This window comes from Clostridium drakei (assembly GCF_000633595.2).
GTDB lineage: Bacteria > Bacillota > Clostridia > Clostridiales > Clostridiaceae > Clostridium_AM > Clostridium_AM drakei.
This window is the reverse complement of record NZ_JIBU02000043.1, coordinates 12,349-28,282: the sequence shown is the minus strand read 5'-3', so window position 1 is coordinate 28,282 and position 15,934 is coordinate 12,349. Positions and strand designations below refer to the sequence as shown.

The 15,934-nt window shown below is 29.1% G+C and carries 15 protein-coding genes; 14 read left to right on the top strand and 1 reads right to left on the bottom strand.

The genetic code is table 11. From position 1 onward, the window contains the following. Positions 1 to 470: 470 nt before the first annotated feature. Positions 471 to 674, bottom strand: a complete 204-nt coding sequence (locus EG57_RS0219280; RefSeq protein ID WP_032078765.1) for a heavy-metal-associated domain-containing protein — start codon at positions 672 to 674, stop codon at positions 471 to 473. A gap of 150 nt (positions 675 to 824) precedes the next feature. Between EG57_RS0219280 and EG57_RS0219275 the strand changes: the two genes are divergently transcribed. The 14 genes from EG57_RS0219275 (at position 825) to EG57_RS0219205 (ending at position 15,916) form a co-directional block, all read left to right on the top strand. Further along, entirely contained in the window at positions 825 to 2,345 is a 1,521-nt protein-coding gene (locus tag EG57_RS0219275; RefSeq protein WP_032078764.1) for a hypothetical protein, read from the top strand. 188 nt (positions 2,346 to 2,533) lie between these two features. Further along, on the top strand, positions 2,534 to 2,992 hold the full coding sequence (locus EG57_RS0219270; RefSeq protein ID WP_032078763.1) for a YbaK/EbsC family protein: 459 nt from the start codon (positions 2,534 to 2,536) through the stop codon (positions 2,990 to 2,992). A gap of 175 nt (positions 2,993 to 3,167) precedes the next feature. Beyond that, positions 3,168 to 4,262, top strand: coding sequence for a PfkB family carbohydrate kinase (locus tag EG57_RS0219265; protein ID WP_032078762.1), 1,095 nt, complete (start codon positions 3,168 to 3,170; stop codon positions 4,260 to 4,262). Beyond that, positions 4,256 to 5,167: a pseudouridine-5'-phosphate glycosidase gene (locus EG57_RS0219260; RefSeq protein ID WP_032078761.1), complete on the top strand. Its 912-nt coding sequence runs from the start codon at positions 4,256 to 4,258 to the stop codon at positions 5,165 to 5,167. Before EG57_RS0219265 ends, EG57_RS0219260 begins: the two co-directional genes overlap by 7 nt. A gap of 253 nt (positions 5,168 to 5,420) precedes the next feature. Then, positions 5,421 to 6,011: an ECF transporter S component gene (locus EG57_RS0219255; RefSeq protein WP_032078760.1), complete on the top strand. Its 591-nt coding sequence runs from the start codon at positions 5,421 to 5,423 to the stop codon at positions 6,009 to 6,011. A gap of 133 nt (positions 6,012 to 6,144) precedes the next feature. After that, positions 6,145 to 8,154 (top strand): DUF5050 domain-containing protein, encoded by a 2,010-nt coding sequence (locus EG57_RS27085; RefSeq protein WP_084572273.1) that lies wholly within the window; start codon positions 6,145 to 6,147, stop codon positions 8,152 to 8,154. Positions 8,155 to 8,434: 280 nt separating this feature from the next. Continuing rightward, a complete protein-coding gene (locus tag EG57_RS0219240; RefSeq protein ID WP_032078759.1) occupies positions 8,435 to 9,091 on the top strand; it encodes a TetR/AcrR family transcriptional regulator in 657 nt (218 codons plus the stop codon). A gap of 2 nt (positions 9,092 to 9,093) precedes the next feature. Continuing rightward, positions 9,094 to 9,846: a T9SS type B sorting domain-containing protein gene (locus tag EG57_RS0219235; RefSeq protein ID WP_032078758.1), complete on the top strand. Its 753-nt coding sequence runs from the start codon at positions 9,094 to 9,096 to the stop codon at positions 9,844 to 9,846. Positions 9,847 to 9,892: 46 nt separating this feature from the next. Beyond that, entirely contained in the window at positions 9,893 to 10,465 is a 573-nt protein-coding gene (locus tag EG57_RS0219230; protein WP_032078757.1) for a flavodoxin family protein, read from the top strand. Between the two features lie 475 nt (positions 10,466 to 10,940). Next, positions 10,941 to 11,906: a P1 family peptidase gene (locus EG57_RS0219225; RefSeq protein ID WP_032078756.1), complete on the top strand. Its 966-nt coding sequence runs from the start codon at positions 10,941 to 10,943 to the stop codon at positions 11,904 to 11,906. A gap of 185 nt (positions 11,907 to 12,091) precedes the next feature. After that, positions 12,092 to 12,502 carry a YjdF family protein gene (locus EG57_RS0219220; RefSeq protein ID WP_032078755.1) on the top strand — a complete coding sequence of 137 codons (411 nt, stop codon included), beginning with the start codon at positions 12,092 to 12,094 and terminating at the stop codon, positions 12,500 to 12,502. A gap of 43 nt (positions 12,503 to 12,545) precedes the next feature. Then, positions 12,546 to 13,712, top strand: a complete 1,167-nt coding sequence (gene rpsA, locus EG57_RS0219215; RefSeq protein ID WP_032078754.1) for a 30S ribosomal protein S1 — start codon at positions 12,546 to 12,548, stop codon at positions 13,710 to 13,712. A 308-nt stretch (positions 13,713 to 14,020) separates the two neighbouring features. Then, the gene (locus EG57_RS0219210) at positions 14,021 to 15,517 is read left to right on the top strand and encodes a SpoIIE family protein phosphatase (protein ID WP_084572272.1); all 1,497 of its coding nucleotides are present in this window, start codon (positions 14,021 to 14,023) and stop codon (positions 15,515 to 15,517) included. A 15-nt stretch (positions 15,518 to 15,532) separates the two neighbouring features. After that, positions 15,533 to 15,916, top strand: a complete 384-nt coding sequence (locus tag EG57_RS0219205; RefSeq protein ID WP_032078753.1) for an ATP-binding protein — start codon at positions 15,533 to 15,535, stop codon at positions 15,914 to 15,916. The last annotated feature ends 18 nt before the right edge of the window (positions 15,917 to 15,934 follow it).

Genomic DNA, 15,934 nt, shown 5'->3' with positions numbered 1-15,934 from the left:
TGTGATTGAAAAATGTGATACTAAAACATACAAATATTTTAAACTTACTACTTTTTTCTAAAGAGCTATAATTATAAGCAATTTGTCATATTAGAATTACAATAGTTACTACACAACTTTTTAGGTGGAGGGAGCTTTGAATATATGATGTATAAAAGCTTCTGAGAGAATTTAGAAGCTGTTAAGCAGTGAACCAAAATCTATGATTTTGTGTGAATCGCTTACTCCTCTGACATAAGGAAGAGGAGTTTCCTTAACTAAAAAATTCCGTAATTTGAATCAGGACGATTCAAGCCGCGAAAGTCCCAGGACGGGGCATTTGAGCGGGTATGGATTTTTCTAATTTTAGGCATTAGAGCTCCTTAATGAACGGTTGGCTTTTATACACCATATATTCAATGCGGACTCCACCTAAAAAGTTGTGTAGCAATGTACTTGCATTAAGTTAAAATTTTGTTCTTAAATATGTTTTATTGTATAGAGTAGCCTGTATTTCTAATGCACTGCTCTATTTTTTTTGTATCTGCAGGAGTATTAAATTCTACTTCCACAGTTCCACGAGCTATGTCTACTGCAATTTCTTGAACTCCTTCTATTTTATCTAAGGCATTTTTAAGTTTAGTTTTACTTTCAGGATATACCATTCCTGAAACATTATAATGAACTGTTTTCATTTTTTATCAACTCCTTAATATATTTAAAATACATATTTTAGTATTATGAGAAATATAAATTTTTATTCAAAATACATATAATGTTAAAAAAGAAGTATTATAATTAAAGTATATTCAATAGTTAAAAGTATGAAAGTAAAGGTGAGTTCAATGCCAGAAAAATATTGGCCTGAAACCGTAATATTATGGGGAGCTGGTGCTACCAATTCTTTAGGACTTTATGCTACAAAAGAATTAATTCAAATTGTAATAAAGATAAATAAAAGTGATTTTTCTTTTTTAGATGGTAAAGATGAAAAATTGAAATCATCTTTTAAAAAATTAGTGACAGAGTATTTAATAGAAGATGGAGAGCTTTCACAGACATATGATTTAAAAGCGTTGCAAACTATTATAAATACAAATACAAAAATTAATATGCATGAACTTTTTACTATGTTGGATCAATTAATAGATAGTAATATGGGGTTTAATGCCTTTTGTAATGGGAAAACAGAATTTTTAAGAGTAGAGAGAGTAAAGGCCGCTAAGAGGTGCTTAATTCTTTTGATTGAGGAATTAGAAAGGTTAAGCATACAAAAAAAACCAGGGTATATGGATAGAAAAAGTTTAGATCCATATTATCAATTTACTAAAATATTGACAGATATTATGAAAGAAGAAGGAGATATTTTTGATAGGCGAGGTTATAAAAGAGATACAAGAAGATTTTATTTATATTCTTATGCTATAATATCATTTAATTGGGATCCTGTGATTCTATGGAATATATTTAATTCGCATAAGGAACAAAATGATAATTCATATTATTTAAAAGATGGTCTAAAGCTTAGGCTTTTTGATGATTTTGGTACTCAAATTGCTTCTATAAAAATAGACAGTGATGAGCCAGAAATATGGTATACAGTAGAGGAATCACAATGTAAAAGGATAAATGATTATAAGTATCCATCTAGAGTTGTAAGAATAGGAAAAATTCTTTTTCCTCATGGTATTTTTGGATCAAGGATATGTCCTGAGTGTGGAAAGTATATAACAACCTTTGGAGGAACCTGGAATAGATTATCTACAGAAGCTTTCGGACCATCTGTATTGGAAGATTTACAAAGATCATGGAAATATAAAAGTGAAAATGAAAAAAAGAACAAAAAAGGAGCTATAGAGTGTCCGTACTGTGGACAAATAACTTATCCTTTTGATATGCCGCTTATAATGCAAACTTTAGCAAAACAAAAAAGTATAGCGCCTTTAGAGGAAATAAAAACAGAAATGGGACTTTTAATGAAGAATGCAAAACATATAATATTTGCAGGATATAGTTTGCCATTGGATGATATTATGGTGAAAACCTTTTTTATGTCTTCAATTTCAGGAAACGATAAAAATAAACTTAAGTGTACAGTTGTAAATTATGATGAGGATTATAAATGTTCAAAGGAATGGCTTAATGGCAGTGATATAGAGAGATATTTAAAGAAAAGTAAGAATTCTACTGTAGTAGAATGTATAGAAAATGTCTGTGATATATTTAATTTAGAAAATGTAAGAGTTTCTCTCAAGGGAATACCTAATGTTTTTATGAAAAATGGAAAATGTAACAGGCATAAAATTATAGATTTATTGTATCCAAAAGAATATTTTCCAGAAGGTTTTCCTGTTAGCAGAGAATAGAGTGTTATTAACTCAGTTTTATATATAAGATTTTTAACTAGTACAAAAGTTGTGTCGCAATGAGTTCAAATTGTGAAAGTTAGCTATTGAATCGTAATTGTAAATTGTAAGTAAACTTGGTATATGGTGGTTATAATATAAATAATGTGGTATAATTGTTAAAATAAAAATTATTAGGGGGCTAACTAATGAGTGTAGAAAGTGTAAAAAAACAATTTCATGATGAAAATTTAAAATTGAAAGTATTTGAGCTTGATGAAAGCACAGCAACTGTACAATTGGCAGCTCAGGCCATAGGGGTAGAGCCTGAACGTATAGCAAAAACTATGGCTTTTAAATTAAAGGATAGGGATATTTTGATAGTTTCAAAAGGTGATGCCAAAATAGATAACAGAAAATTTAAAGATTGCTTTAGTACTAAAGCTAAAATGCTAAACTCAGATGAAGTGCTAGAAGTAACTGGTCATCCTGTAGGAGGAGTTTGTCCTTTTGGACTTAAGAATCATATGGATACATATTTGGATGTATCACTCAAAGAATTTGATTTTGTGTATCCAGCAGCAGGATCACCACATGCTGCAGTAAAAGTAGCTGTTAATGAATTAGAAAATATAACTAAAGGTACATGGGCAGATTTATGCAAGTAAATGCGTAAGTAATCATGAAGGTTGAAGAATTATATTAAGTACAATATGATTCTTCAACTTTTTTATTGAAAATATTAAAAAAATGTATTGCAATTCAAATTTAAATAAGCTAAAATTAATTTAGTAAACAAAAGTTAAGAAAAATGAAAGTTATATTATAAAGAGAGGGAGTTACGTGACAAATAGAGAAGAAGAAATTTTAAAGCTTATAAAAAGTAATCCTATGATTTCTCAAAAAGAGCTTTCAGAAATTTTGGGTATTACCCGTTCTTCAGCAGCAGTACACATTACAAATTTAATGAAAAAAGGATATATAAAGGGGAAAGGATATGTATTAAATGAAGCCCCTTATGTATGTGTAATAGGTGGTGCAAATGTTGATATTCAGGGATTTCCTAATCAGATATTAATACAAAAGGATTCTAATCCTGGTCAGGTAAAAATATCATTAGGTGGTGTTGGAAGAAACATAGGAGAAAACTTAAGAAAAATGGATGTAGAGACTAAACTTATTACTGTTATAGGTAATGATGTATATGGTAATAAAATAATAGAAGAGGGAAGAAACATAGGACTTGATATGGAACACTCTCTTAGACTTCAAGAACAGCCAACTTCTACTTACTTATGCATATTAAATGAAAAAGGAGATATGCAGGTTGCCATTGCATATATGGATATTTTAGAGCAAATGACAGTTGAATTTATACAGAAGAAAAAACATGTAATAGATAATGCTAGCATTTGTGTTATAGATACAAATATACCACAGAAAACTATTGAATACATTGTAACAAATCATAAAGATACTGAACTATTTTTAGATACAGTATCCACAACTAAGGCAAAAAAAGTTAAGGATATTATAGGATGTTTTCATACTATAAAGCCTAATAAAATTGAGGCAGAAATCCTTTCAGGGATAGAAATTAAAAGTAATGATGATTTGAATAAATGTGGAAAGTATTTTTTAGATAAAGGTGTTAAAAGAGTATTCATAACGCTTGGAGAAGATGGAGTTTATTATAATGATGGATGTGAAGAAAATATTGTAAAAACACCGAAAGTTAATGTTGTAAATGCTACAGGAGCAGGTGATGCATTCCTGGCAGGATTAGTTTTTTCCAGAATGAATAAGTTATCAATGGAAGATAGTACTAAGGTTGCAATGACAGCATCTATTTTAGCTCTATCTCATGAGAATACCATAAATCCTAATATGTCAATTGAAAATATAAATAAAAAAATGGAGGAATTAAAATTATGTTAGAAAAATACTTAGATATAAATCCTGAGGTTAAAAAAGCACTAGAGGAAGGTAAACCAGTTGTGGCATTAGAGTCTACTATAATATCTCATGGTATGCCATATCCTAAAAATGTTGAAACAGCAAGAAATGTTGAAAAAATTATAAGAGATAAGGGAGCAATTCCAGCAACTATTGCTATTTTAAATGGTAAATTAAAAGTTGGTCTTACTAATGATGAACTTGAATACTTGGGTAATGGTAAAAATGTGATAAAAACAAGTAGAAGAGATATTCCATTCATAATTGCAAAAAAAATGGATGGAGCAACTACTGTGGCATCTACAATGATTATTGCAGAACTCGCAGGAATAAAAGTATTTGCTACAGGTGGAATTGGAGGAGTTCATAGAGGAGCTCAGCAAACTTTTGATATATCAGCAGATTTAGAAGAATTAGCACATACAAATGTAGCAGTAGTTTGTGCAGGTGCAAAATCTATATTGGATATAGGATTAACTTTAGAATATTTAGAAACTAATGGAGTTCCAGTAGTGGGATTTGGAACAGATGAAATGCCAGCTTTCTACACAAGAAAAAGTGGTTTCGGAGTTGATTATAAAATTGATTCAGTTAAAGAACTTTCAGATGCTATAAAAGCTAAATGGGATTTAGGATTACAAGGTGGGCTTATAGTTGCAAATCCGATTCCTGAGCAATATCAAATGGATTATGATATAATAAGCAAAGCTATTGAGGCTGCCTTAAAGGAATCAGAAGAAAAAGGTATAAGAGGTAAGGAATCAACACCATTTTTACTTGCTAAGATAAAAGAAATAACTGGAGGAGACAGTCTAGAATCCAACATAAGACTTGTTTATAATAATGCTGCATTAGGTGCAGAATTAGCAGTAGAATTATGTAAATAAAATTTTGTAGTATGTAAGCATAGATATATCGCACTAGTTGTGAATATCTATGCTTACTTTTACAGTGTATTTATTTGAAAATATGCAATGTTTAGAAAAAATAAAATTATTTTTTTTTTACTTTTTATATTGAATTTTATCTCCTAGGTGATAAAATTAAATCGTCGGTATTCTTTGAAACCGAACGGAAATTTTTTAATAAGAAATTCCGAATTATATCCAGAAAAAGGAATAAGAACGGAGGTAATTATCAATGGAAAGAGGATTAAAATCTACAACCAAGTTTAGCACAAGACAACTTGCTGTTATAGGCATGTTGTCATCAATTTCAATCATACTTGGGGTAACTGGGTTAGGGTTTATACCAGTACCACCTGTAAAAGCAACTATTATGCATGTTCCAGTTATTATTGGAGCTATACTAGAAGGGCCTGTAGTAGGTGCTATGGTAGGATTGATTTTTGGGATATTTAGTGTTGTACAATCAATAATTGAACCAACGCCAGTTTCTTTTGTATTTATGAACCCATTGGTCTCTGTATTGCCTAGAGTACTTATAGGATTAACATCTTATTATATTTATAAGATTGTTAAGTTAAAGTCAAAATCTCTAGGAATTGCAATAGGAGCTGCAGTAGGTACACTTACCAATACTATAGGTGTACTTGGAATGATATACCTTATATACTTGGGGCCTTATGCAAAAGCTTTAAATTTAAGCTTAAGTGCTGCTAAAAAAGGTATAATAGCAGTTGCTGTAACAAATGGTATTCCAGAAATAATTTTGTCAATGATTATCGTAGTCTCAGTAGTAACTGCAATTAATAAAATAAAGCATAGATAGAAAAATCTTCCTTGAGTTCAGAATTAATTGAACTCAAGGATTTTTTAAATTCTAAATTTAATAAATATTAGAAAATTATAGGTATACTGTGCTATAATAAATTTGAATTCTATTTTTACTAGGAGGAAGAGGAATGTTAAAAAAGAAATTTTGTTTATTAGTTTCAGTTGCAGCAGTTGGTTTATCAATGTTATGTACAAGTAAAGTTAATGCTGCGTCTCCTGAAGTTAAAAGAATTTGGGGAGCCGATAGATATGAAACTTGCAGTAAAATTGTACAAGAAGGATGGAAGAGTACAAGTGAATATGCAGTAATAGTTAATGGAGAAAATTTTCCGGATGCTTTAAGTTCATCTGTACTAGCTAAAAAATATAATGCACCTATATTGCTAGCTAAAGGTAGCATTTTAGGTGATAAAACTTATAATGAATTAAAAAGATTAAAAGTACAACATGCATTTATTGTAGGTGGAACAGCTGTTATTACTCCTAGTGTAGAAAATACAATGAAAAGCATGGGAATAACTACTGAAAGATTAAGTGGACAAGATAGAAATGGAACTTCAGCAGCAGTAGCTGAGAAAATTGGCACTGATAATGGAGTTATACTTACGACAGATAATGATTTTACAGATGCATTATCTATTGCACCAATAGCGGCTAGATATCAAATGCCTATTATTTTAATGCCTAAAGATGGAATACCTGGTTCTGTTGAAAAATTTATGGCTGGTAAAAATATTTCTAAAACTTACATAATAGGGGGAGCGGATGTAATATCTGAAGATACAGCACTTAAATTTTCTAATGTTGAGAGAATTGATGGTAAGGATAAGTATGAGAGAAATATAAATATCATTAAAGCTTTTGGAGATAAGGTTAATTTTAGTAATGTATGTATGGCTTATTCCGAGCAATTTGCAGATGCTTTAAGTGGTTCTGCTTTTGCAGCACAAGGAGCTAATCCTATTATATTGATGGGTGATAAAAGTAGTGAGTATACTAAATACTTTTTAACTACTAAAGAAAGTGAAATTAAAAATATTACTGTTTTTGGTGGAACTTCGGGAATTAAAGAATTACATGAACAGGATGTATTTAATGGTGCTAGTGACGATAATTCAAATAGTACTTCAACTACAGAGGTAGGGGTTGAGAATAATGGTTCAGCTATAGTTAAACAGGGAAATTGGGTTTATTATAGTGTAAATGATGGTAAGTCATTATCAACTAGCAAATTTTATAAGGAAAAAAGTGATGGATCAGACAAGGTGAAATTATCTAATGATTTTGCAAAAAAAATCTGGATTGATGGTGATTATATTTATTATATTAATTACTATGGAGAAAATCAAAAAAACTGTTTTTATAAAATGAAAAATGATGGTAGTGAAAGAAGCGAAGTGACAAATGATGCACCGGTCTATGTGAATTTTCAAGATGATTGTATTTACTATGCTAAATATAATAAGGTAGATTCAGACAAGTTCTCCATATATAAAATAAAAAAAGATGGAACTGGAAAACAAGCTATAGGAAATGAACATGGAATGTATCTAACATTAAAGGATGGTTGGTTATATTATGCTAATTTAGATGATGGATCTAAGATATATAAAATGAGAACAGATGGATCAGACAAAAAGCTTTTATGCAATGATTCTGCAGAAAATTATATGAATATTATAGGTAATTGGATCTACTATTGTGACAATGAGAATAATAATTTATATAGAATTAAACTAGATGGTTCAGAAAAACAAAAACTTAATAATTCAAAAAGTAGAAATATAAATATTGTAGGAAATTATATATATTACAGCTCAATAGATGATAATGATAATGGTTTGTTATGTAAAATGAAATTAGATGGATCAGAAAATAGGACATTAAGTGATGTAGATTGCTCTACTGCAATAGAGGTCCAAGGTGATTATATTTATTGTTCAGGATTCAACTCAAATGGAATTTATAAAGTAAAAAATGATGGAACTGGATATGAAAAGATAAGCGAAGATAAATATGTTATTTCTTTGTATGTATTAGGGGATTGGGTATACCATGTAGATCTTATGTCTGGCAATATGACAAGTAAATTATATAGAATGAAACTGAATGGATCTTTAGATCAAATTGTTCAATAAAAATTTTAGCCTATAATAATATAGTTTAAGTGAAAATTATTTATTTATAATTTGTAAAATTAGTGCGTTTTTTATATTCGCACTAATTTTTATTTTAAATTTTAATTTTTTGCATATAAGAATATTTTTATTATTTAGACTTGGACTATATTACCAATAGATGTGTCAAAAATAATTGTTTATGTGAAATTAAAGTATTGACAGTAAAGACTGCATGTACTATTATGTAATAAAGTAAACTTATAGTTTACTTTATTACATAATTGTGTTGGAGGGCTTTATGGGAATAAGAGAACGAAAAGAAAAAGAATTATTAATAAAGAAGAATGATATTATAGATGCAGCAGAAAGAGTTTTTTTTCAGAAGAGTATGCAGCAAGCCACTATGGATGAAGTTGCAAAAGAAGCTGAATTCAGTAAGAGAACGGTTTATGTTTATTTTAAAAGTAAAGAACAGATTTATTGTGAAATTATGCTTAGGGCATTCAAAAATTTAAATAGTATGATAAATGAAAATTTGAGAAAATATAATTCGGTTAATAGTATAGAAAAAATCAAATTGTTAGGAAAAACTTTCATTGATTTTAGTATTAAGTATCCTGATTATTTTAGAGTTATAGTAGACTATGAAAATCAGCAATCAGATTTTACCAGTAATAATAAAGTAATTATGGAATGTTATAAAGAAGGTGAAAAGGCATTAGATAATTTGAAAGAGATACTAAGGCAAGGAATGGATGAAGGAGAGGTATTGGAAAACATAAATATAGATAATACTGCAATTATTTTATGGTCAAGCATTTCAGGTATTTTCAATAACATTGTTAAAAAACAAGACTATTTAGAACATTATTACCGTATAAAAGCATCTCAGCTAATAGAGGAAACATTTGAATTCATGATAAGATCTATAGTTAAATGTAAAGGTGGGAATTGATTATGAAAAAGAGAATAGTGTTTTTATTTATGGCATTTGTTATTGCAGCGTTGGCATTGTATAAAATTATAGATACAATAAAAATTAACAAAACCAGTAATATTTCAATAACAAGTGAAAATCAAGGAAAAAAATTATCTTTTTCAGTTATAAAAGGACAAGAATATCTTCATAAATTCCACATTAATTCTTTTATTAGCATAAAAACGCCTCCACAATTTGCTATTTGGATAGAAGATTTAAATGGAAATTATGTTGATACAATATATGCAACTTCCAAAATTGTTAATCAAAATTGGAGTAGGTCGCCAGGCGATTCAGAACAAGGTGGCAAAATCAAACGAAAGGAAGCATTGCCTTATTGGACTCATAAACGTGGAAATAACAAAATTAATCCAGATACTATGTCATCAGCTACACCTAAGGGCAGTTCTGTAATAAGTAGTAAAATTAATGAAAAGCAAGGTGAATATATAATTTTTGCTGAAGTTAACATGTCAACAGATTTTAATGAATATTACCCTAAAAACGCTGAACAAGGAAAGGATAATTATTCAGGTGGGCCTTGGGGGAGTGGTCAACCAGCTTTGATTTATAGCTCAAAGATTAATTTAAATTCAATAAATAAAATATATGATTTAAAACTTATTGGACATAGTAGCCCTGATGGATCTGATGGAAATTTATATGAAGATTTATCCAAAGTAACTACAGCAAAAAATATAATTAATAAGATAACAGTTCAAATAAAGTAAAATATGTTTTATATTATTTAAAGTAGAGGATAGTGAATGGTGTGTAATGAAAAAGATACTTGTATTAAATGGAAGTCCACGTAAAGGTGGTATAGTTTATAATTTATTAAAAGAAATAGTTAATGGTTCAAAAGATAATAATGAAATAGAATGGATTGATGTATATAATTTAAAAATGAAACCATGTATAGCTTGCATGAAATGTAGGACAAATAATAAATGTATATTGACTGAAGATGATGCGCATATTGTTGGAGAAAAGATACGAAAGTCAGATGTATTGATAGTTGGTACTCCAACTTATTGGGGAAATATGAGTTCTCAATTGAAAGTTTTGTTTGAACGTAATGTTCCAGTTTTTATGGGAGAAAGTGATAGTGGTATGCCAATAGCAAGGCAGAAAGGAAAAATAGCAGTTATAGTTGCAGCATGTAGTACACCATGGCCATTTAACTTTATAGCGTCAGAAAGTAGGGGAGCAGTAAAAGCTATAAAAGAGGTTTTGCATTATGGTGGATATAAGATAGTAGGTAAGATTGTAAAGTCAGGAACTAAAACAAATAGAAATATTTCTGAAAAAATGTTAGATAAAGCAAGAAAAATAGGAGCTAAATTGTAGTAAGCATAATGCGACACAAGAATGCAGTGGAAGCTTGAATTTTAACTTTTACTCCGTGATATATGATAAGTGTGTCATCACGGCTAAATGTTTTAATTATTCTAAAGCTCGAAGTTTTTGAAAGCCTAAGAACTTTGTCAAACTCGGTTCCCTCAGACAGGACTAAAGTTCTAAGACTTTCAAAAACTTCAAGCTAAGAATAATACTAAAACAATTTAGCTAATGTGATGAAACACTTATCATATATCACTGCATAAAAGTTAAAATTCAAACTAGTAACTTCAAGTGTAGGCACCTAAGTTCATTATTATAGGTAATTTTAGTAAGCAAAAATTATATTTATAACTATAACTTATAATGATTAAAAATTAATGCGAAGTATGCTGTTGTGCTAATATATTTAGTTTTCTCCTAAAAAATATTATCTATATTATGATAAAATTATAGAAAAGGTTTTAAATAAGGAGTATAAAAAATGAAAGAAATAAGTTTTAGTAACATAGAAGGAATAAAAATAGGAAATTTTCAGGATTTAAATGGACCAACGGGCTGTACAGTAGTAATTTGTGAAGAAGGTGCATCTGCTGGAGTAGATGTTAGAGGAGGATCGCCAGGTACTAGAGAAACAGATTTACTGGACCCTGTAAATTTGGTAGATAAAATTCATGCAGTAACATTAGCAGGAGGAAGCGCTTTTGGATTGGATGCAGCTAGTGGAGTAATGGAATATTTAGAGAAAAAAAATGTAGGTTTTGATGTTAAGGTTACAAAAATACCAATAGTATGTTCTGCTGTATTATTTGATCTAGTTATTGGAGATTATAGAATAAGGCCAGATAAACTTATGGGATACAAAGCTTGTGAAAATGCTGAATTAAATGAATGTAAAGAAGGTAATGTAGGAGCTGGTACAGGTGCCACAGTTGGTAAGATATTGGGCAGTGAATATTCAATGAAGGGCGGCCTAGGTTGTTATGCTGTTCAAGTAGGAGAACTTCAAGTTGGTGCATGTATTGCAGTTAATTGTCTTGGCGATGTAATAGATCCTTTAACAGGAAAAATTATAGCTGGAGTCTTGAAGGAAGATAAAAAAACTTTTGCAAGTACAGAAGAAATTATGATATCGCGATATTCAGAAAAGAAAAATTTGTTTAGTGGTAATACTACAATAGGAGTAGTAGCTACTAATGGTAAATTTACAAAGTCAGAAATGAATAAAATAGCTTCCATGGCTCACAATGGTTATGCAAGAACTATGAGACCTGCTCATTCAATGTTTGACGGAGATACAATATTTACTATGGCCACAGGAAAGATAGAAGCGGATATAAGTGTAGTAGGACTTTTATCTGCTAGAGTAGTTGAACAAGCAGTTATAAGAGCTGTGAAAAGCGCAAAATCAATATTAGGATACAAAGCATATAAAGATTTAACTAAATAGTAGATAGCACTATAATTTTTAAATATTACTTGAACAGTAGCCGTAAATATTATAAAATTTATTTGCAGAGATAAAAACACAGTTCGGTAGGTAGTCCGGACGCATATTAAGTAATTTTAATATGTCAGTAGCCTTCCCCCTCGGGATGTCCATTTTCTGTATGAATTTAACTTGGAGGGGAAAAAATGAATATCAAACTTACTGTCTATTTTGAAGATCCGTTTTGGGTAGGAGTTTTTGAAAGAACTTCAAATAATCTTTATGAGATTTCTAAAGTAACATTTGGTTCTGAACCTAAGGATTATGAGATTTATGAATTTGTGCTTCATAATTTTTATAACCTAAAGTTTAGTAAACCTGTTAAGCTAATGGACTTGAGAGAAAAGAAAATAAATGCTAAAAGGCTTCAGAAAAAAGTAAAAAAAGAAACTGAAAAAAAAGGAATATCAACTAAAGCTCAAGAAACAATGAAACTAGAACAAGAAAGTAAAAAAGTAGAAAGAAAAGAAATTTCTAAGGATAAGAAAGATGAAGAAAAGAAAAGGCGATTTGAACTTAAACAGGAAAAAAAGAAAAAAAAGAAAAAAGGGCATTAGATAGATGTTTTAGACAAAAATTATTAAGTTAGGAGAGATAAAGATGGCAGAAGAAATTAAAGATACAAACTCTATGAAGGGATTCATGGAGGATATAGAATCTTCTATGAAATCAATTAGAAGAGGAGAAATTGTAAAAGGAAAAATTATATCTGTAACAGAAAAAGTTGCAATAGTAAATATAGGATATATGTCAGATGGAATATTATCTAAAGATGAAGTTGTTGAAAATGAAGAAGACAATCTTATGAATGTTTTAAAGGAAAATGAAGAAATATATGTTTATGTATTAGACATGAATGATGGAGAAGGTAATGTGCTTTTATCTAAAAAGGCAGCAGATAAAATAAAGTCTTGGGATGAATTAGAAAAGATTTTTGAAGAAAAAACAGATATTGAAACAACAGTAAAAGAAGTAGTAAAAGGTGGAGTTGTAACATACATAAAGGGTATAAGAGCATTTATACCTGCATCTCAGTTATCATTATCTTATGTAGAAGATTTGAAATCATTTGTAGGTAAAACATTAACTGTAAAAGTAATAGAATTTGATAAAGATAAGCAAAAGGTTGTTTTATCAAGAAAAGTAATAGAGAGGGTTGAAGCTGAAAACAAAAAACAACAGCTTCTAAATAGTCTTAAACCAGGAGAAAAAAGAAGCGGTGTAGTAAGTAGACTTGCTAAATTTGGAGCCTTTGTTGACTTAGGTGGAGTAGATGGACTTATTCATGTTTCAGAATTATCATGGAAGAGAGTTAATAATCCAGCAGATGTGGTTTCTGTAGGAGATAAGGTTGAAGTTTATATATTGTCTGTGGATAAAGAAAGTAATAGAATAGCATTAGCATTAAAAGATGTAAATGAAAACCCATGGAAAAGTATAGGTGATAAGTTCAAAGTTGGAGATGTAGTAGATGGTGAAGTTTCAAAACTTGCAAGCTTTGGAGCTTTTATAGGAATTCAGCCTGGTATAGAAGGTCTTGTACATATTTCAGAAATATCAGAGGAAAGAATAGTAAAACCTTCAGATGTACTAAACTTAGGAGATAAAGTTAGAGTAAAAATATTAGATATAGACAATAAGGAAAATAGAATTAGCTTAAGCATTAAAGATGCGATTGAAAGACCAAAAGAGGATTTAGATAAATTTAATGATAATGAAAGTGCAGGTACCAGCTTAGCAGATTTATTAAAAGATTTTAAATTTTAAAGTGAAAAAATAAGCTTCTAATGGATTTGAAATTCATTGAAGCTTATTTTTAATTTCAGTGCTGAATATGGGTATATATTATTATCTATTGTAAACGATAATAACTTTATTTTAATGAATTATTTTCCATAATGTAACTTTAAAAAAGCATGTAAATAGTATATTATTATAGTTAGGCTATGTAAATTGATATTAAATTGTATTTAGTAATATAGCTTTATTATAAGTTCACAAAATATTTTATAATAATAAATATTTTTTAGTTATAAGTATTTTTTGTTATTATATTGATATAGAGGTGGTATTGTTTGAATTATGAATTGAAAAAAAGTGAACTGGATTTACAAAGTTTTATTAGTAGCACAACACGTTTAAAAAAGTATGAAGCAAGTAACATAAATTATACCTTGGAACTTTTAGAAAGTGTATTAAAAGGAATTCCTGATATTATTAGAGTGTTTGATTCAGATAATACAATTTTGTTTTTTAATGAAGCTGGATACAAATTTTATAATAAGACTCGAGGTGAAGTCAGAGGAAAGAAGTGTTTTGAAACTTTAAACAGAAGAAAAAATTGTGAAAGTTGTGATGTAGAAAAAGCCATAAAAACTAAACAAATGATAATGATAGAAAAGTATGTTCCAGAATTTAACTTGTTTATGGAATGTACTTACAATCCAGTTTTAGATGACTCTGGCGAAATAATATTTGTTGTTGAACAATTAAGAGATATTACTGAAAAAAAGATAATGGCTAATACTGTTAAAGAAAGTGAAGAAAGATATCGTAAAATAGTTAATCTTTCACCTGAAGCTATATCTATTGTGGTTGACAATAGAATTGTTCTAACAAATCATCAAGCTTGCAAGTTAGTAGGTACAGAGTATAGTAAAATTATTGGAGAAAGTATATATAAATATATAGAAAGCGAAAGTGTAAAACCTATTCGTAAAAAAATGAAACAAATATTAGAAGAAAAAATAACAAAGAGTACATCTGACCATAAAATTGTTAGATATGATAAAACTACAGTGGAAGTGGAGATATCTGCTAGCTACCTAATATATAAAGGTAGACCAGCTATTCAAGCAGTAATTAGAAATATTACAGAAACTAAAAGGGCGTTAAATCAGGCTGCTAAATTTCAAAAAAAATATATCGAAAGCATATCGCCTATTCCAGAAAAAATTCAAATGGAAACATTATATATGCCAGCTAGAACTGTAACAGGAGATTTTTTTAAAATATATAAGGTTAATGAAGATTTGGCAATTGGCATAGTTGGAGATGTTAGTGGTAAGGGAATCACAGCAGCTCTTAGTGTGCTGGCGTTTTTTGTGCTATTTCGTGAGGCAATTTTAATTAGTTATGACCCAAGTGAGATAGTTAAAATTTTGAACAAAAAAATTGTCAATTACTTAGACAAATATATAGCAGCATGTTGTTTTAGTTTAGACTTAAAGAAAAATGAAGCGAGAATAGCAGGTGCAGGAATAAATCAATTTATGTTTCAAAAAAGTAATTGCAGTGCTGAAGAATTTATTGTAAAAGGACCTTTTTTAGGCATGTTTGAAGATGGAGAATTTGATGAGAAAGTAATCTCTTTTGAAAAGGGAGATAGATTTTATTTTCCTACAGATGGATTGGAATTTATATTTAATGATTATGAAATTAAAAATAATTATCTTAAAGAGCATACAATAACTGAATTTATAGAGTATATGAAAAAATTTTTAAATAATGTAATTACTGATTTTGGAGCTTTGAAGGATGATAGCACACTTGTTGCTTTAGAAATTAAATAGTTAGGAGGAATGCAAATGAAAAGTAATGAATTTATTTTATATGGTCTATCAGAATATAAAAAGGTTATTGATAAAGTTATTTCGGAATTAAATGCTTCACAATATGATTTTGATATAAAACTAATTTTAACAGAAGCTTTGACAAATGCATTTAAGCATGGAAATAACATGAATAAGGATAAACCTATTTACTTGAGATATTTATATAATAATTCAAATGTAAAATTTGAAATTCAAGATTGTGGAACTGGACTTAAAAATGTAATAATTAATGACAATTTGGGTAATGAAGATATTTTAGAAGATAAGGGAAGAGGATTATTTATTATAAAAAATCTTTCAGATAATATTGAGTTAAAGCCAAATATGTTGATTATAGAAAAAACGTTAGCAGGATAAATTATCATAATTATAAAT

Excerpts from the sequence above, each read along its gene's own strand:
- EG57_RS0219280 (WP_032078765.1), bottom strand. The coding sequence starts at position 674 with ATGAAAACAGTTCATTATAATGTTTCAGGAATGGTATATCCTGAAAGT.
- EG57_RS0219275 (WP_032078764.1), top strand. The coding sequence starts at position 825 with ATGCCAGAAAAATATTGGCCTGAAACCGTAATATTATGGGGAGCTGGT.
- EG57_RS0219270 (WP_032078763.1), top strand. The coding sequence starts at position 2,534 with ATGAGTGTAGAAAGTGTAAAAAAACAATTTCATGATGAAAATTTAAAA.
- EG57_RS0219260 (WP_032078761.1), top strand. The coding sequence starts at position 4,256 with ATGTTAGAAAAATACTTAGATATAAATCCTGAGGTTAAAAAAGCACTA.
- EG57_RS0219255 (WP_032078760.1), top strand. The coding sequence starts at position 5,421 with ATGGAAAGAGGATTAAAATCTACAACCAAGTTTAGCACAAGACAACTT.
- EG57_RS27085 (WP_084572273.1), top strand. The coding sequence starts at position 6,145 with ATGTTAAAAAAGAAATTTTGTTTATTAGTTTCAGTTGCAGCAGTTGGT.
- EG57_RS0219240 (WP_032078759.1), top strand. The coding sequence starts at position 8,435 with ATGGGAATAAGAGAACGAAAAGAAAAAGAATTATTAATAAAGAAGAAT.
- EG57_RS0219235 (WP_032078758.1), top strand. The coding sequence starts at position 9,094 with ATGAAAAAGAGAATAGTGTTTTTATTTATGGCATTTGTTATTGCAGCG.
- EG57_RS0219230 (WP_032078757.1), top strand. The coding sequence starts at position 9,893 with ATGAAAAAGATACTTGTATTAAATGGAAGTCCACGTAAAGGTGGTATA.
- EG57_RS0219225 (WP_032078756.1), top strand. The coding sequence starts at position 10,941 with ATGAAAGAAATAAGTTTTAGTAACATAGAAGGAATAAAAATAGGAAAT.
- EG57_RS0219220 (WP_032078755.1), top strand. The coding sequence starts at position 12,092 with ATGAATATCAAACTTACTGTCTATTTTGAAGATCCGTTTTGGGTAGGA.
- rpsA (WP_032078754.1), top strand. The coding sequence starts at position 12,546 with ATGGCAGAAGAAATTAAAGATACAAACTCTATGAAGGGATTCATGGAG.
- EG57_RS0219205 (WP_032078753.1), top strand. The coding sequence starts at position 15,533 with ATGAAAAGTAATGAATTTATTTTATATGGTCTATCAGAATATAAAAAG.